General features: G+C 59.8%; 20 protein-coding genes. 11 read left to right on the top strand and 9 right to left on the bottom strand.

All coding sequences use genetic code 11. The features are described 5' to 3' along the window. Positions 1–35: 35 nt before the first annotated feature. Both OC605_RS25195 and OC605_RS25190 read right to left on the bottom strand, forming a co-directional pair. Positions 36–671 carry a lytic polysaccharide monooxygenase auxiliary activity family 9 protein gene (locus tag OC605_RS25195; protein WP_262140168.1) on the bottom strand — a complete coding sequence of 212 codons (636 nt, stop codon included), beginning with the start codon at positions 669–671 and terminating at the stop codon, positions 36–38. Positions 672–878: 207 nt separating this feature from the next. Then, positions 879–1,319 (bottom strand): hemerythrin domain-containing protein, encoded by a 441-nt coding sequence (locus tag OC605_RS25190; protein ID WP_016775257.1) that lies wholly within the window; start codon positions 1,317–1,319, stop codon positions 879–881. A gap of 152 nt (positions 1,320–1,471) precedes the next feature. On the opposite strand from OC605_RS25190, the gene OC605_RS25185 reads away from it, so the two are divergent. Beyond that, a complete protein-coding gene (locus OC605_RS25185) occupies positions 1,472–1,897 on the top strand; it encodes a GNAT family N-acetyltransferase (RefSeq protein WP_024013400.1) in 426 nt (141 codons plus the stop codon). 101 nt (positions 1,898–1,998) lie between these two features. Here OC605_RS25185 and OC605_RS25180 read toward each other — a convergent pair whose 3' ends face one another. Continuing rightward, positions 1,999–2,349 carry a hypothetical protein gene (locus OC605_RS25180; RefSeq protein WP_024013401.1) on the bottom strand — a complete coding sequence of 117 codons (351 nt, stop codon included), beginning with the start codon at positions 2,347–2,349 and terminating at the stop codon, positions 1,999–2,001. 133 nt (positions 2,350–2,482) lie between these two features. Here OC605_RS25180 and OC605_RS25175 point away from each other — a divergent pair, with 133 nt between their 5' ends. From OC605_RS25175 to OC605_RS25145, 7 genes are all read left to right on the top strand, one after another. After that, positions 2,483–2,812, top strand: a complete 330-nt coding sequence (locus OC605_RS25175; protein ID WP_016770659.1) for a DUF6388 family protein — start codon at positions 2,483–2,485, stop codon at positions 2,810–2,812. Between the two features lie 189 nt (positions 2,813–3,001). Continuing rightward, the gene (gene tusD, locus OC605_RS25170) at positions 3,002–3,394 is read left to right on the top strand and encodes a sulfurtransferase complex subunit TusD (protein ID WP_186566419.1); all 393 of its coding nucleotides are present in this window, start codon (positions 3,002–3,004) and stop codon (positions 3,392–3,394) included. Positions 3,395–3,396: 2 nt separating this feature from the next. Then, the gene (gene tusC / locus OC605_RS25165) at positions 3,397–3,753 is read left to right on the top strand and encodes a sulfurtransferase complex subunit TusC (RefSeq protein ID WP_186566417.1); all 357 of its coding nucleotides are present in this window, start codon (positions 3,397–3,399) and stop codon (positions 3,751–3,753) included. Beyond that, a complete protein-coding gene (gene tusB / locus OC605_RS25160; protein ID WP_186566414.1) occupies positions 3,753–4,046 on the top strand; it encodes a sulfurtransferase complex subunit TusB in 294 nt (97 codons plus the stop codon). The genes tusC and tusB overlap by 1 nt, the downstream gene beginning before the upstream one ends. Beyond that, entirely contained in the window at positions 4,043–4,378 is a 336-nt protein-coding gene (locus OC605_RS25155) for a TusE/DsrC/DsvC family sulfur relay protein (RefSeq protein ID WP_016770652.1), read from the top strand. The genes tusB and OC605_RS25155 overlap by 4 nt, the downstream gene beginning before the upstream one ends. Then, positions 4,375–5,376: a glycosyl transferase family protein gene (locus tag OC605_RS25150; RefSeq protein ID WP_262140167.1), complete on the top strand. Its 1,002-nt coding sequence runs from the start codon at positions 4,375–4,377 to the stop codon at positions 5,374–5,376. Before OC605_RS25155 ends, OC605_RS25150 begins: the two co-directional genes overlap by 4 nt. 91 nt (positions 5,377–5,467) lie before the next feature. Then, positions 5,468–6,469 (top strand): glutathione S-transferase family protein, encoded by a 1,002-nt coding sequence (locus OC605_RS25145; protein WP_262140166.1) that lies wholly within the window; start codon positions 5,468–5,470, stop codon positions 6,467–6,469. 116 nt (positions 6,470–6,585) lie between these two features. Here OC605_RS25145 and cysG read toward each other — a convergent pair whose 3' ends face one another. The 6 genes from cysG to ftsK all read right to left on the bottom strand — a co-directional run bounded on the left by cysG (position 6,586) and on the right by ftsK (position 14,264). Then, positions 6,586–7,980: a siroheme synthase CysG gene (gene cysG / locus OC605_RS25140; RefSeq protein WP_262140164.1), complete on the bottom strand. Its 1,395-nt coding sequence runs from the start codon at positions 7,978–7,980 to the stop codon at positions 6,586–6,588. Beyond that, on the bottom strand, positions 7,981–9,261 hold the full coding sequence (serS, locus tag OC605_RS25135; protein ID WP_130899282.1) for a serine--tRNA ligase: 1,281 nt from the start codon (positions 9,259–9,261) through the stop codon (positions 7,981–7,983). It lies immediately after the preceding gene. A 15-nt stretch (positions 9,262–9,276) separates the two neighbouring features. Beyond that, the gene (gene crcB, locus OC605_RS25130) at positions 9,277–9,651 is read right to left on the bottom strand and encodes a fluoride efflux transporter CrcB (RefSeq protein WP_123442126.1); all 375 of its coding nucleotides are present in this window, start codon (positions 9,649–9,651) and stop codon (positions 9,277–9,279) included. Next, the gene (locus OC605_RS25125; protein ID WP_042609225.1) at positions 9,651–10,973 is read right to left on the bottom strand and encodes a replication-associated recombination protein A; all 1,323 of its coding nucleotides are present in this window, start codon (positions 10,971–10,973) and stop codon (positions 9,651–9,653) included. Before OC605_RS25125 ends, crcB begins: the two co-directional genes overlap by 1 nt. Positions 10,974–11,167: 194 nt before the next feature. Further along, complete coding sequence (gene lolA, locus OC605_RS25120; RefSeq protein ID WP_016775262.1) at positions 11,168–11,788, bottom strand: outer membrane lipoprotein chaperone LolA; 621 nt, start codon at positions 11,786–11,788, stop codon at positions 11,168–11,170. A 67-nt stretch (positions 11,789–11,855) separates the two neighbouring features. After that, positions 11,856–14,264: a DNA translocase FtsK gene (gene ftsK / locus OC605_RS25115; RefSeq protein ID WP_041477069.1), complete on the bottom strand. Its 2,409-nt coding sequence runs from the start codon at positions 14,262–14,264 to the stop codon at positions 11,856–11,858. A 522-nt stretch (positions 14,265–14,786) separates the two neighbouring features. Between ftsK and aat the strand changes: the two genes are divergently transcribed. From aat to infA, 3 genes are all read left to right on the top strand, one after another. Beyond that, positions 14,787–15,467, top strand: coding sequence for a leucyl/phenylalanyl-tRNA--protein transferase (aat, locus tag OC605_RS25110; protein ID WP_262140162.1), 681 nt, complete (start codon positions 14,787–14,789; stop codon positions 15,465–15,467). 58 nt (positions 15,468–15,525) lie between these two features. After that, a complete protein-coding gene (locus tag OC605_RS25105) occupies positions 15,526–16,233 on the top strand; it encodes an arginyltransferase (RefSeq protein WP_016775265.1) in 708 nt (235 codons plus the stop codon). 112 nt (positions 16,234–16,345) lie between these two features. Further along, complete coding sequence (gene infA / locus OC605_RS25100) at positions 16,346–16,564, top strand: translation initiation factor IF-1 (RefSeq protein ID WP_002553999.1); 219 nt, start codon at positions 16,346–16,348, stop codon at positions 16,562–16,564. Positions 16,565–16,709 lie beyond the last annotated feature (145 nt).

Raw genomic sequence — 16,709 nt, 5'->3', positions numbered from 1 at the left:
CCGGCAGCGCTACCGGGCTCGTTCCGCTCCCGCGGTTACTGGAAGTCGACGTCGAAGGCCTGGTAGAAAGCGTTGCCGGTGTTGGCGACGATCCACATCAGCACAATGACGTGATGACCCTGCTTGTTCGCAGGCAGCTTCACTTGATGATCGACCTTGGCCTTCAATTCATCAGCATGGCTGTAATACGGCACTTGCGGGTAGAAGTCTTCGAAGAACGGCTGGGTTTCCAGCTGCGCACGGCTGATGCGTTGCTGTGGATCCCAGCCGTCTTTGGTGATCAGCCAGCGATAACCACGGGTGGTATGCGGCGCGGTGTACGCCCAGCTGACCTCAAGAATCTGGCCCGGATCGACGTCGAGCAGCGGCCAGTTGAATGAACGGCCGAGCTTCTTGCTCATCTCGTCGGCGGTGTAATTGACGCAATCGCGGGCATCGGTCTTGCCGCCGCTGAGAATGTAGCCATCGGCCGGCGGCGCGACGCTGTCCGAGTCGGTCTCGAAAGGTTGCGGGAAAGGTCCGGCGTCTACGGCCGGAAAGTTCTTGCCACCTTCCATTTCATTGACTTGCCAGGCGCCGAGCAGGCCGAGGTCGATGGCCACTGCGCCGCGACTCGCTGGCGAGATGACACGACCGTGTTTGAGTTGGGTTTGTGGGATTGCCTGATTCATCGTCTTCACTCCGTTGATTTGAGAACTCTCCTTCCCGAGGAGAGGCTTTCAAGCTAACGGAGGTGAATTTTTTGTCCATCGGCGCTTTTGTCACAGTCCCAGTGTGCAAGACGTAAAAAGCCCGGAAACACTGGATGCATAAACAGTTCTCGACGACGCATCGCACTCAACGTGTAGCTGAACACCTACACGCCGAGTCGCCTTTGGTCATTCAGACAGTTGCGCCTGATACTCCTTTTCGTACTGCCCGGCGAGTTGGGTTTTCTGTTTATCGTCGAGCAGCTTGCCGGCCATCTGGAAGAATTTGTGCTCTTCTTCCTCGAGGTGGTGATGAACCTTGTCGGAAAGCTTTTTGGCCGTGGCCAGCCAGGCCGGACTGGACATTTCGGTCTCGTCGAGCTCTTCCATCATCTCGTCCATTTCGTGGTGTTCGGCGATGGCGTGGCGGCTCAGGTCCACGCCTTCATCGATTTCCATCAACGGAATGTAGAAATGCCGCTCTTCAGCGGTTTCATGCGCTTGCAGTTCTGCTTTGAGCTGCTTGTAGGCCTCGACCCGCTCAGGGCTGTCGCCGCTGGTCGCGATCAGAGCCTTGGCGTAAGTGCGCTGGCGCTCGTGGCTTTCGCGCAGGGCTTCAAAAATATTCACGGGATTTCCTCATCAATCGCGCTCAGGGAAAGACGCGATAAAAGCCTAGACCGCAACGCTGGTTTCACGGTTCCGCTTGTTCGATCGAAGGGCTTGGAGGCGTTTGCCCGGACGGGTTAGGCTGGGCGTTCAATTACACAAGGAAGTCATGCATGAATTTGCGTATCGAGTTGACGCAGAGCCCTACCGAGGAACAGCGTCAGGCCATTCTGCAGCCGCTGATCGAATACAACGATGCTCAAACCGGCGGTTCGAAATCCGAGCCGTTCGCCTTGATGGTCAAAGACCAAAATGGGGAAATACTGGGCGGTTTGTACGGGCGAATGATTTTTCGCTGGATGTTCATCGAGCTGCTGTCCGTGCCGGAACAGGGTCGCGGACAGGGTATCGGCTCGAAATTGATGGCTCAGGCGGAAGCCTTGGCCAGGGAAAAGAATTGCTACGGCCTCTGGCTCGACACGTTCGATTTTCAGGCGCCGGAGTTCTACAGGAAGCTGGGGTTCAGCCAGTTTGGGGAAATCGTTGACTACCCACCGGGGCACAAGCGGCACTACTTTCAGAAGCGCCTGATCGATTGAGTCATGCCGTATTCGCGAGCAGGCTCGCTCCCACAGTGCAATGCGTTACAACTTGTGGGAGCGAGCCTGCTCGCGAAAGCGTCAACCGCTTCACCCCATAATCACAGGCAGGTCGCCATCGCCGCCATCCGCCGCATCGCGACAAAATCACTCTTCTGCGCGTAATAGTTCAAGGTCGTACCTGACGCTTCGGTGATCACATCGACAAACGACTCTGCCGAACGCGTATAAACCGTAGTGCCGCCGGACTCGCGCGGTTCCAGATAGGCCGCCGCGTCGACGCCAAACACCGCTTCGTCCTGCCAGGCGAATTGCACGCACCGGGCGACGTCTTTCTCCGGCTTGTCCGAGGTCAGGACCTTGTCCGGGCTCTTGCTGCGAGCATCGTTCATCACCGAACCGGCGCACCCGGCCAACAGGGCCGCCGCCAGCACTACCATCAGCATTCGCATTGCATTTGCTCATCGAGAAAAAAGCGGACTGTAGCACTGCGACGCGGCAAATCGTTCTGCTTTACTGTTTTTATGCGCGACATGCGCAAGCAGGTGCGGCACCCTATGGTCATCAGTCACACAAGGAAATTACATGGCGCCTAGCGACCAGCGACATGAACAGGCTTTGAAACTGTTTCTCGATGCGCGACCCGAACTACGTGAAACCCTCGACCATCTCAACCCGCTGCTGGCTCAGGCCAAGGGCGAAACCCAGGCGCAGTATCGCGAAGAACGCTTGCATGAGGCGTTTGAGGAAGAAGCGGAGAGACAGAGGTTGTTCGCCTGGGAGCTGACGTTGCAGTTGACCGCTGCTTCGCCCGAGGAATATCAGGCGCAACGGCTGGAAGTGCATCGGGAAGTGGCGGAAATGGCGGGGATGGGCTGGATCGAGTATTGCGATCTTTACGGCATCACCCCGTAATCCAGCCGCCGCAAATCTCCCGTGGGAGCGAGCCTGCTCGCGAAGGCGGTGTGACTGCCGAAACTGATCTCGAACGAGACGACGCTTTCGCGAGCAGGCTCGCTCCCACAGTGAACCGCGTATTACCAGATTTCGCGGCATGCGCAATAAAGCTTTATCATGGCCGCAGTTTCGCTGATCGAGTCCATCATGAAGTTCGCCATCGCGCTGTTTTCCGCCGCCCATGCGCCCTCCTCGCGCCGTGCCTTGCTGTTTGTCCAGGCCGCGCTGGCCGGCGGCCATGAGATTGTTCGGCTGTTCTTCTATCAGGACGGCGTGTTCAACGCCTCCGATGCGGTGGTGACCCCGCAGGATGAACTGGACGTGCCCAAGCAATGGCGCGCCTTTATCAACGAAAAGCAACTTGACGGCGTGGTCTGCATCGCCGCCGCTCTGCGCCGTGGTGTGTTGAACGAAGAAGAAGCCAAGCGTTACCAGCGTGAAGCGATTTCGCTCAGCACGCCGTGGGAATTGTCCGGTCTGGGTCAATTGCACGACGCCGTGCAGGACGCTGATCGGCTCATCTGTTTCGGAGGCGCTTGAACATGGCCAAATCGCTGTTGATCATCAGCCGCCAATCGCCTTGGTCAGGCCCCGGCGCGCGGGAAGCGCTGGATATCGTGCTCGCCGGTGGCGCCTTCGATCTGCCGATCGGTTTGCTGTTTCTCGATGACGGCGTGCTGCAACTGGCCGCTGGGCAGAACGCCAGGGCCGTGCAGCAGAAAGACCTCAGCGCCAATCTGCAGGCGCTGCCTATGTTTGGTGTCGAAGAGCTGTTCTATTGCGCCGAAAGCGCCAATGCTCGCGGTCTTGGCAACCTGTCGCTGGACGAAGCGCAGCCGCTTGCTGCTGAACACATCACCGCCCTTATTGACCGTTACGATCAGGTGATCACCCTCTGATGTCGACTTTGCATGTGTTGTCTCATTCCCCGTTCGGCGACGATCGTCTGAGCAGTTGTCTGCGCCTGCTCGGCAGCGCCGACGCTGTGTTGTTGTCCGGCGATGCGGTGTATGCGCTGCAACCGGACACTGCGCCGTTCGCTGCTCTGCAAGAGCGACCAATCAAACTTTTTGTATTGGTTGAGGACGCACAGGCGCGTGCGATCGAGGTTCCAGACTGGGCCGAGGCCATTGACTACCCGGCCTTCGTCGAACTGTCGATCCATCACGCCAAGGTCAACAGCTGGCTATGAATTCAATGACCGTCGGCGCCCGCGCCATCGAACTGGACAAGGACGGCTTTCTCGTTGACCTCAGCGACTGGTCGGCTGAAGTCGCCAGCGCCCTCGCCGCCGCCGAAGACATCGAGTTGACGCCCGAACACTGGGAAGTCCTTGAGCTTCTGCGTAGCTTCTACGCCGAATTCCAGCTATCGCCGGCCACGCGTCCGCTGATCAAGTACACCGCGTTGAAACTCGGCGCCGACAAAGGCAACAGCCTGCACCTGAACCGACTGTTCAAAGGCACCCCTGCCAAACTCGCCGCGAAACTGGCGGGCCTGCCCAAACCGACGAATTGCCTATGAACGACTTTCCAGCTTTGACCCTCGAAACGCCTGCCGAGCATCCGTTCGCGCAATTCGTGCGCATTCTCGGCAAGGGCAAGCGCGGCGCCCGCGACCTGACGCGCGAGGAAGCCCGCGAGGCCATGGGCATGGTGCTCGATGACAAGGTCGAAGATACGCAACTGGGTGCCTTCCTGATGTTGCTGCGGCACAAGGAAGAAAGTGCCGAGGAAATGGCCGGTTTCACCGAAGCCCTGCGCGCACGCTTGCACGCGCCCGCATTGAATGTCGACCTGGACTGGCCGACCTACGCCGGCAAAAAACGCCACCTGCCGTGGTATCTGCTGGCGGCCAAGTGCCTGGCGCAAAACGGCGTACGCATCTTCATGCATGGCGGCGGCGCGCACACGGCCGGGCGTCTGTACAGCGAACAACTGCTGGGCGAACTGAACATTCCCCTGTGCCGCAATTGGCAGCAGGTCGGCGCGGCACTGGACAACGGCGGCCTGGCGTTTATGCCGCTGGTGGACTGGGCGCCACAGTTGCAAAAGATGATCGACCTGCGCAATACCCTGGGCCTGCGGTCGCCGATCCACTCGCTGGCGCGGATTCTCAATCCGTTGGGCGCACGCTGTGGCCTGCAAAGCATTTTCCACCCGGGCTATCAGGCGGTGCATCGCGATGCCAGCGGCTTGCTCGGCGACACGGCAATTGTGGTCAAGGGCGATGGCGGTGAAATCGAGATCACCCCCGACGCCACCAGCCACCTTTATGGCACCAGCGGCGGTCAGAGCTGGGACGAAGAATGGCCGCAGCTGTCAGCGCAGCGCCATGTCAAACCCGCCTCGCTGGACATCGAGCACTTGAGAGCCGTGTGGCGTGGCGATGTGGTCGACAGTTACCCGCAAATGGCCTTGATTGCGACCATGGCCCTCGCCCTGCGCGGTCTCGGTCAGAATCGCGAACAGGCCTTCACAACCGCAGAACAGTATTGGGCGGCGCGCAACACATCGATCTAACCGATCATTAGCGCCCGATCTTTGCGCTTTTTGTTCGAACTCATCGGAATAGACTCGACTCCAACGAATATTGGTTTTGGGAGTCTTGATCATGGGTTTACTCGTCGACGGCCACTGGCAGGACAAGTGGTACGAAAGCAGCAAGGACGGCGCGTTCCAGCGCGAACAAGCGCAACGCCGCAACTGGGTGACCGCCGACGGTCAGCCAGGCCCCAGCGGTGAAGGCGGTTTCACTGCCGAAGCCGGGCGCTATCACCTCTATGTTTCCCTCGCCTGCCCTTGGGCGCATCGCACGCTGATCCTGCGCAAACTCAAAGGGCTGGAAAGTCTGATCGACGTGTCGGTGGTCAGCTGGCTGATGCTGGAGAACGGCTGGACTTTCGACAAAGCGCTCGGCTCGACCGGCGACAAACTCGATGGCTTCGACTTCATGCATCAGCGCTACACCGCTGACACGCCTGATTACACCGGGCGCGTGACGGTGCCAGTGCTGTGGGACAAGAAACTCAAGCGCATTGTCAGCAATGAATCGGCGGAAATCATCCGCATGTTCAACAGCGCCTTCGACGGGCTCACTGGTAACGATCTGGACTTTTATCCGGCGCCGCTACGCAACGAAATCGATGCGCTGAACGAGCGGATCTACCCGGCGGTGAACAACGGTGTCTACCGCGCCGGGTTCGCCACTTCGCAGCAGGCCTACGAACAGGCATTCGATGAAGTATTCGCCGAACTGGATCATCTGGAGCAACTGCTGGGTGCCAATCGCTACCTGAGCGGGGAATACCTGACTGAGGCCGATGTGCGTTTGTTCACCACGATGATTCGTTTCGACGCGGTGTACCACGGGCACTTCAAGTGCAACCTGCGGCGGATTGCCGACTACTCGAACCTGTCGAACTGGCTGCGCGAGATGTATCAGTGGCCGGGGATTGCCGAGACGGTGGATTTTCAGCACATCAAGCATCACTACTATGGCAGCCACAAGACCATCAACCCGACCGGCGTGGTGCCGAAGGGGCCGCAGCAGGATTTCAGCGTAGCGCATGATCGCGAGCGGTTGATCGGGAAAGGGGTTTGGCGCCGGGGTTGATTAGCTCGGTGTTTTCGAGACCCCGTTCGCGAGCAGGCTCGCTCCCACATTAGATCTGTGTCATTCACAAATCCCCTGTGGGAGCGAGCCTGCTCGCGAAGGGAACGACGCGGTGTTCAGACCTGCGCCTGCGCCCCTTCAAACCACGCCAGTTTCTCGCGCAGCTGCACCACTTCGCCAACGATCACCAGAGTCGGCGCATGCACTTCATGCTCCGCCACCATTCGCGGAAGATCCGCCAGCGTGCCGGTGAAAACCCGCTGATTGACTGTAGTGCCCTGCTGAATCAACGCCGCCGGGGTATCCGCCGCGCGACCATGCTTGATCAACTGCTCACAGATGATCGGCAAACCCACCAGGCCCATGTAGAACACCAGCGTCTGCGCCGGGGCGACAAGATCGGCCCATGGCAGATCGGTGGAACCATCCTTCAAGTGGCCAGTGACAAACCGCACGGACTGCGCATGGTCACGGTGGGTCAGCGGAATCCCCGCATAAGCAGCGCAACCGCTGGCCGCCGTAATGCCGGGGACCACCTGGAATGGAATACCGTGGGCCGCCAGCTCTTCGATCTCTTCGCCACCGCGGCCGAAGATAAACGGATCGCCGCCCTTCAACCGCACCACACGCTTGCCGGCCTTGGCCAGATCGACCAGTTGCTGATTGATCTGATCCTGCGGCACTGCGTGGTCAGAACGACGCTTGCCGACATACACCCGCTCGGCATCGCGACGGCACAACTCAAGAATTGCCGGCGCCACCAGGCGGTCATAGAGCACCACATCGGCTTGCTGCATCAGACGCAGCGCGCGGAAGGTCAAGAGATCCGGATCACCCGGACCGGCACCGACCAGATAAACCTCGCCAGTGGTGACCATGGGCTCGCCATCGACCTTGGCCTGCAACAGGCGCTCGGCTTCAGCGCCCTGCCCGGCCAGTTGACGATCGGCAATCGGGCCCTGGAAAACGTCTTCCCAGAAGCCGCGCCGCTGCTGCACATCCGGAAACAGGTTTTTCACCTGATTGCGGAAACGCGCAGCCAGCCCTGCCAATTGACCGTAAGTCGAAGGAATCCAGGTTTCGATTTTTGCCCGGATCAGGCGCGCCAGTACCGGCGCATCACCGCCGCTGGAGACGGCAATGATTAGCGGCGAGCGATCGACGATTGCCGGGAAGATCACGCTGCACAAGGCCGGCGCATCGACCACGTTGACCGGCACGCAACGGCGGTGGGCGTCGGTGGAGACTTGCGCGTTGAGCGTTTCGTCGTCGGTAGCGGCAATGATCAGCCCGCAACCGTCCAGATCCGTTTCGGCGTAACCGCGCAACAGGCATTCACCGCCGCTGGTAGCGACCAGTTCAGCCAGTTGCGTTTCGATTTCAGGTGCGACCACCCGCAGCAGCGCACCGGCATCGGCCAGCAGGCGGGATTTGCGCAAGGCAATTTCCCCCCCACCGACAACCAACACACGACTGCCGCGCAGGTTGTGAAACAGCGGCAGATATTTCATTTAGCCGATGACCTCGAGGCCACCCATGTACGGCTTGAGCACGTCCGGTACGCGGATAGAACCGTCGGCCTGCTGGTAGTTTTCCAGCACGGCAACCAGAGTACGACCGACCGCCAGGCCGGAACCGTTCAAGGTGTGCACCAGCTCGGGCTTGCCAGTTTCCGGGTTGCGGAAACGCGCCTGCATGCGCCGTGCCTGGAAGTCGCCGCAGTTGGAGCACGAGGAGATTTCGCGGTATTTGTCCTGGCTCGGAATCCACACTTCCAGGTCATAGGTCTTGACCGCGCTGAAGCCCATGTCGCCGGTGCACAGCGCCAGGGTGCGGTAAGGCAGACCGAGCAGTTGCAGAACCTTTTCGGCGTTGGCGGTCAGGCCTTCCAGCGCTTCCATCGATTGCGATGGCTCGACGATCTGAACCATTTCGACTTTGTCGAACTGGTGCTGGCGGATCATGCCACGCGTGTCGCGACCTGACGCACCGGCTTCGCTGCGGAAGCATGGGGTATGGGCGACGAACTTGATCGGCAGCAGTTTCGAATCGACGATTTCGCCGGCAACGATGTTGGTCAGCGACACTTCGGCGGTTGGAATCAGGTACAGATCGGCTTCGCCTTCGCGGGCAATCTTGAACAGATCCTCTTCGAATTTCGGCAACTGGCCGGTGCCTTGTAGCGCCGGAGCCTGAACCAGATAAGGCGTGTAAGCCTCTTCGTAGCCATGTTCGGTGACATGCAGATTGATCATGAACTGCGCCAGTGCGCGATGCAGCCGCGCGATCGGGCCACGCAACAGCGCAAAGCGCGCGCCGGACAGCTTGGCGGCGGTTTCAAAGTCCAGCCAGCCGAACTTTTCGCCGAGGGCAACGTGGTCTTTGACTTCGAAATCGAACTGAGTCGGCGTGCCCCAGCGGCGCACTTCGACGTTGTCGTCTTCGTCCTTGCCGACCGGAACCGACTCGTGCGGCAGGTTCGGGATACCGAACAGGATCGAATCGAGTTCGGTCTGGATCGCATCCAGCTCGACCTTGCCAGCGCTCAACTCGCCCGCCATGCGCTCGACGTCCGCCATCAGCGGCGCGATGTCTTCGCCACGCTGCTTGGCCTGCCCGATGGATTTGGAACGCGCGTTACGTTCAGCCTGCAGTGCTTCGGTGCGGGTCTGGACGGTCTTGCGCTGTTCTTCCAGCGCTTCGATGCGCGCGGTGTCCAGGGCAAAGCCACGGGAAGCCAGGCGGTCCGCTACGTCCTGAAGGTTGCTACGTAACAGTTTGGAATCGAGCATGTCGGTTTCTCGTTATCAAAGTTTGGTCAGGGACAGGCCGGCCCACGTCGCGAGCAGCCCGCCGAATACGCTGAGTGCGGCATAGCCCAGGGCCAGCAACACTTGCCCGCTTTCCAGCAGGCGCACCGTATCCAGTGAAAAGGATGAAAAAGTCGTCAGCCCCCCGAGGAAGCCGACCATCAACCCGGCGCGCACCTCGATCGGCACCTCCGGGCGTATCAGAAACAGGCCGTACAACACGCCAATCAGCAGGCAGCCCACGATATTAACGGCCAGCGTCGCGGTATAGAAGTGCCGCGGCCAATTGGCGCTGACCCAATTACCGGTGGCGAAGCGCAACAAGGTGCCGGCAACACCGCCGACCGACACTGCAAGGATCAATGGAAGCACTATTTTCTCCGCTGCCGAGGGCTCAGACGATCGAGCTGAGCGAGGTGATTGAGCTTCTCGCCGATCTTCAACTCCAGGCCACGGGGCACTGGCTGATAGAACGGAATCGGCTCGAGTTCTTCCGGAAAATAGTCTTCGCCGGCGGCATAGGCGTCCGGCTCGTCGTGGGCGTAGCGGTATTCGTCGCCATAACCCAATTGCTTCATCAGCTTGGTCGGTGCATTGCGCAGGTGCAGCGGGACTTCCAGCGAGCCGTTTTCGGCAGCCGCGCGCAGTGCGGTTTTGAAGCCCATGTACACCGCATTGCTTTTCGGTGCGCAGGCCAGATAAGTAATGGCCTGGGCGACTGCCAATTCGCCCTCGGGGCTGCCGAGACGCTCCTGCACTTCCCATGCCGCCAGGCACAGGCTCAGCGCACGCGGGTCGGCGTTGCCGATGTCTTCGCTGGCCATGCGCACCACGCGCCGGGCCAGATAAAGCGGATCGCAGCCGCCGTCGATCATCCGCGCAAACCAGTACAGCGCGCCGTCAGGGTTGGAGCCGCGCACGGATTTGTGCAGCGCCGAGATCTGGTCGTAGAACGCTTCACCGCCCTTGTCGAACCGCCGGCGCGTATCACCGAGCAAACTTTGCAGCAGCTCGGTGCCGATTTCGCTGTTGTCTTCGGCCAGATCAGAGGCGTTTTCCAGCAGATTGAGCAGACGCCGGCCATCGCCATCGGCGGCCGACAGCAGCATCTGGAAGCCTTCATCGCTCAGGGTCAGGTTGCGCTTGCCCAGCCCGCGCTCTTCGGTGAGTGCGCGGTGCACCAGCTTGCGCAGCGCCGCTTCGTCGAGGCTTTTCAGCACGTAGACGCGGGCCCGCGACAACAGGGCGTTGTTGAGTTCGAACGAAGGGTTTTCGGTGGTGGCGCCGATGAAGATCAGCGTGCCGTCTTCAACGTAGGGCAGAAACGCGTCCTGCTGCGACTTGTTGAAGCGGTGCACTTCATCGACAAACAGGATCGTGCGCTTGCCGTACTGACCGGCCTGCTGCTTGGCGATTTCAACGGCCTGGCGGATTTCCTTGACCCCGGCGAGCACCGCCGAAACCGTTTCGAAGTGCGCATCCGAGACTTCTGCGAGCAGGCGCGCCAGGGTGGTCTTGCCCACGCCCGGCGGCCCCCAGAAGATCATCGAATGCAGCGCGCCCTGCTCCAGCGCCTCACGCAGAGGCTTGCCGCGAGCGAGCACGTGTTCCTGACCGACGTACTCATCCAGATTGGCCGCACGCAGACGCGCGGCCAAGGGTTGGGCAATCGGTGCACTGCGAAACAGATCCATCACGTAGCGTTGAAACCTCTGATTTCTGAAATCTGCTGAAGAACCTGTGGTGAGGGGATTCATCCCCGTTGGGCTGCGAAGCGGCCCCAAAAGCGACGACTGCTGCGCAGCCCAACGGGGATAAATCCCCTCGCCACAATAGCCCCTCAATAGCAGGCCCTCACCACAAAGGCCCTGACACAAAGGGCCGGTGTTTATTCCTGGATAACGTCGGCACCCTTGGGAATGTCGAATTTGAATTTGGACGCTGGCACCGCTTCGTTGGCCTTGACCCCGGTAAACAGGATATTGGTGCGCTGGCCGACGCTGTCAATCAGTTGCATGTCATTGAGCAGGCCGTTGCGGAACGACAGGCGCAGGTTGTCGAACAGGGTGTCCTTGGTTTTCGGCTTGAGAGTGAAGTCGATCACGCCGCCCGCCTCTTTCGCGCTGATATCGAAGCTCTGGCTGATCTTCGAGACATCGCCGGACAGCAGCAGCGCCGGCGTCTGGGTCAGGCGCTCGTCGAGCTTCTTGATGGTTGCCTGCTCCAGATCCGGGTCCCACAGGGTGACTTTCTTGCCATCGGAGACCATGGTCTGCTCGGCCGGCGCGTTGGTGTGCCAGTAGAACAGGCCCGGACGCTGCAGGGTCATGTTGCCGGTGGTTTCCTGTAACTGGGTGCCGGTGCCGTCGAGGGTCAACTGCGAAAAGTTCGCCGACAGGGTTTTCGATGTTTCGAGCAATTGGGTCAGACGCGCCACGTCCTTTTCATCGGCGTGAGCCGTGAGTGTGGTCAGCGCCAGTACTGGCAACAGCATGCGGATAAGGCGCATGAGAGTCCTCTTGAATAATCGTGGGAGAGCGGGTGGCGCGTCATTGCGCCACCCGCGTCGTTGCGTTTCAGTCGCGTACCGGGCCCGGGGCCAGGACTTCACGCGAACCGTTGGTGTTCATTGAGGTAACGACGCCGGCCATCTCCATCGCCTCGATCATCCGCGCGGCACGGTTGTAGCCGATCTTCAGCTTGCGCTGCACAGCGGAAATCGACGCGCGACGGCTTTCGAGGACGAACTGCACCGCTTCGTCATACAGCGCGTCGGCTTCCGGATCATCCCCGTCGCCACCGCCACTGCTGCCTTCAAAGCCGCTGCCTGCCTCTTCGACACCGTTGAGGATATCGTCGTTGTATTCCGGCGCGCCGCGCAGCTTCCACGCTTCGACCACGCGGTGAACCTCATCGTCGGAGACGAATGCGCCGTGGACGCGGATCGGCAGACTGGTGCCCGGCGGCATGTAGAGCATGTCACCGTGACCGAGCAGTTGCTCGGCGCCACCCTGGTCGATGATGGTCCGCGAGTCGATCTTGCTCGATACCTGAAACGCCATACGGGTCGGGATGTTGGCCTTGATCAGACCGGTGATCACGTCCACCGACGGGCGCTGGGTCGCAAGAATCAAGTGAATCCCCGCCGCACGCGCTTTTTGCGCAATACGGGCAATCAGTTCTTCAACCTTCTTGCCGACGATCATCATCATGTCGGCGAATTCGTCCACCACTACAACGATGGTCGGCAGTTTCTGCAGCAGCGGCGCTTCGTCATGAATGCTTTCGCGCTTGTACAGCGGATCGCTCAACGGCTCGCCGGCATCCTGGGCTTCCTTGACCTTGGCGTTGAAGCCGGACAGGTTACGCACGCCCATTTTCGCCATCAGCTTGTAGCGACGCTCCATCTCGGCAACGCTCCAGCGCAAGGCGTTGGCGGCGTCCTTCATGTCGGTCACAACCGGGCAGAGCAGGTGCGGAATGCCTTCGTAGATCGACAGCTCAAGCATTTTCGGGTCGATCATGATCAGCTTGGCGTCGTCAGGCCCGGACTTGAACAGGATCGACAGGATCATCGCGTTCACGCCCACGGACTTACCGGAACCGGTGGTACCGGCCACCAGCAAGTGCGGCATCTTCGCCAGGTCGGTGATGACCGGCTTGCCGCCGATGTCATGACCGAGCGCCAGGGTGACCGGGGATTTGAAGTTGTCGTACTCGGGGGTCGACAGCACCTCGGAGAAACGCACGATCTGGCGGTCTTCGTTGGGAATCTCGATACCGACGGTGGTCTTGCCCGGAATCACCTCGACGACCCGCACACTGGTCACCGCCAGCGAACGCGCGAGGTCTTTGGCCAGGTTGGCGATACGGCTGACTTTTACCCCGGCGGCAGGCTGGATCTCGTAACGGGTAATCACCGGGCCCGGGTGGATCGAGTCAACGGTGACTTCGACGCCGAACTCCTTGAGCTTGATTTCCAGCAAGTGGCCGACCGCTGCCAAGGACTCAGGCGAATAGTTGAGCTGTTTCTTTTCCGCAGGATCCAAGATGGAGATCGGCGGCAAGGTGCCTTCGACCGCGCTGTCGACGAACAACGGCGCCTGCTTCTCTTTCTGTACGCGCTTGCTCGGCTCTGGGGCCTTGGCCGGTGCCGGCGCGATCACCGGTGGCACCTGCTTCTCGCGGTCGGACATGTGCTTGCTCAGCGCTTGCTCACGCTCGATCAGGCGTTCCTTGACCTTGGCCTGTTCACGCTTGTCGGTGACAGTCGGTGCGACCACATCGTGGACGCGGTCATCAACCTCACGCAGTTGCGCGACCAGTTGCTTGCGCTCGGTGCGCGCCGACCACCAGCGGTTGAGCGCGCCCTGGAACAGCTCGAACAGATCGAGGGTGATCTTGCCGGTGACGTCCATCACCTTGAACCACGACAGGTCGGTGAATACGGTCAGGCCGAACAGGAACAGCGCGATGAACAGCAACGTGCTGCCCTGGATGTTGAGTGCATTCTTCGCCAGATCGCCAAGGCTTTCGCCCAGGGCGCCGCCAGCGCCGGCCGGCAGACCGGTCGCGGCATGGAAATGAATGTGCGCCAGCGCAGCACCGGACAGTACGAGGAACACCAGACCGATCAGGCGCCAGGAAAACAGCCAGCCGCTCCACTGCCATGGCTCGTGACGTTGACGGAAGATCTGGTACGCCTTGACCGCCAGCAGCAACGGAAAGATATAGGCGAAGTAACCGAGCACCATGAACAGGATATCGGCGCTGTACGAGCCGGCCGGGCCGCCGAAGTTCTGCACATCGTCGATCTTGCTGTTATGGCTCCAGCCCGGGTCGTCCTTGCCGTAAGTCAGCAAAGCCATCATCAGGAACAGGCACAAGGCGCCGATGGCGATCAATGCACCTTCCTTGAGCCGGTAGTGCAGTTGCTGGCGCCAGAGCGGAACGACTGTTTTGGGTGCTTCGGTGGTCTTCTTCAAAACGCTTCTTTTCCTGCGCCCGAGGCGCGTCCATCTATTGAATGACGATAAAAAACTGCCCAATCCAGGCAGGTAAAAAAGGTGAAAAGCTCAACTGGGACTACTTTTAACACTGTGCCACTGGTTTTATAAACACAGCCATAAACACTGTGCGCAGCGAAAAGACCGTCACAACCCGGCATTGTACGGGTTTGTGCGCCCGACGCCATGTTTCAGACCCCGGCCTTGAGCATAGCCAATCGCACACGCAATGCCTTGCAATTGGAGCATGCATTGCCTTTTGTGACAAAGGCTTATGAGCTGTATTTGATGAACGTAGCGAACCTGGCCGGATCGGGCTCACGGGAATGCTAAACAGCATCGACACAGCGACGCTTACGACCACGGGCGACACATCAAGTTGCAGCTCAATGCTCGCTGCACCAGACAACTGTGCAGGACAGCGGCGCCGTTTCGCGGCAAACTCTTTCGCGGGGCCTGCACGCCCCCTGACCGCCCTCCCCTTCTGCAAGCCTGGATGCCATGCTGACTTGGTTACAACGTAATTCCCTGACCTTTCCGCCACTGGAAAAAGCCATGCGCGAGCCGAACGGATTGCTCGCCGCCGGCGGCGATCTGTCCGCCGACCGCCTGATCCAGGCCTATCGCCATGGCTGCTTTCCCTGGTTCTCCGAAGGCCAACCCATTCTCTGGTGGTCGCCAGACCCTCGCACCGTGCTGTTTCCCGACGAACTGCACGTCTCGCGCAGTCTCGGCAAGCTGCTGCGCAAGCAACGCTACCAAGTGACCTTCGATCAGGATTTCGACGCCATCATCCGCGCCTGCGCTGCCCCGCGTGACTACGCCGACGGCACCTGGATCACCGAGGCCATGCAGGATGCTTACGTAGAACTGCATCGGCGCGGTTTCGCTCATTCGGTTGAGGTCTGGGACGAGGGACAGCTGGTCGGCGGCCTGTACGGCCTGGCGATGGGCCAACTGTTTTTTGGCGAGTCGATGTTCAGCCGCGCTGACAATGCATCCAAATATGGCTTTGCCACGCTGGTGAAGCATTTGAAAGCCGCCGGGTTTGTGCTCATCGATTGCCAGATGCCGACCGATCACTTGCACAGCCTCGGTGCACGGTCCATTCCGCGCGGCGAATTCGCCGACTATCTGCGGCGCCATCTAGATCAACCGAATTCAGCGACCTGGGTTTGCTGAGCGACTTTTGCGCAGGTGGCTTACACTTAATCCACCAGCTTATCCCGAGGGTTGATTCATGACCGAGTTGGCGCGTTTGAAGTTTTATGCCACTCAGCCCCACTCTTGCAGTTATCTGCCCGAGGAGCAGGCCACGACGCTGTTTCTCGACCCGAGTCAGCCCATGGATGTGCACGTCTACGCAGACCTGTCGGAAATGGGCTTTCGTCGCAGCGGCGATCATCTGTACCGGCCGCATTGCCAGAATTGCAATGCGTGCGTGCCTGCGCGCATCCCCTCCGCCCAGTTCATCGCCAATCGCCAGCAGAAGCGTATCTACAAACGCAACGCGGATTTGCAGGTGCAGCCGGTCAAACCGCACTTCAGCGAAGAATATTTCGACCTGTACCAGCGCTACATCGAACAGCGCCATGCCGACGGCGACATGTACCCGCCGAGCCGCGATCAGTTCTCGACGTTCCTGGTGCGTGACCTGCCCTTCTCGCGCTTCTACGAATTTCGACTCGACGGACGGTTGCTCGCAGTAGCAGTCACCGATCTGCTGCCTAACGGTTTGTCGGCGGTGTACACCTTCTACGAACCGAACGAAGAACGCCGCAGCCTCGGCCGTTACGCAATCCTCTGGCAAATCGCCGAGAGCCAGCGTCTGGGCCTTGAGGCCGTGTACCTGGGTTACTGGATCAAGAACTGCAAAAAGATGAATTACAAGACGCAATATCGACCCATCGAATTGCTGATCAATCAGCGCTGGGTCATCCTGAACTGAACCTGCGGCCTAAACCCCTTGGCGTAAACACCATTTTTCGGGCACAATGCACGCCGCTTTTGCCTGGCGCAGTTGCACCGGGCCATTCATTGGATACCGAGGGCTTTACTGCATGTCGAAAGAAGACAGCTTCGAAATGGAAGGCACTGTCGTCGACACCCTGCCCAACACCATGTTTCGTGTGGAGTTGGAAAATGGGCACGTCGTAACCGCGCATATTTCCGGCAAGATGCGCAAGAACTACATTCGTATTCTTACCGGTGACAAAGTGCGCGTCGAGCTGACGCCCTATGACTTGAGCAAAGGGCGGATCACTTACCGCGCTCGTTAATCAAGTCAATACAGAACGCCCGGGTTATGCCGGGCGTTTTTGTGTCTGGGGTTTGGCTTTTTTTCAGATCCATATGCTGCGGCTGCGTGGAAGTTGCCTGAAGATCAAAAGCAAAATCAAAAGCCCCTCACCCTAGCCCTCTCCC

Origin of the sequence: Pseudomonas sp. Marseille-Q5117 (assembly GCF_946901175.1) — a bacterium.
Classification (GTDB): domain Bacteria; phylum Pseudomonadota; class Gammaproteobacteria; order Pseudomonadales; family Pseudomonadaceae; genus Aquipseudomonas; species Aquipseudomonas iranensis.
This window is presented reverse-complemented; position numbering and strand designations above follow the sequence as displayed.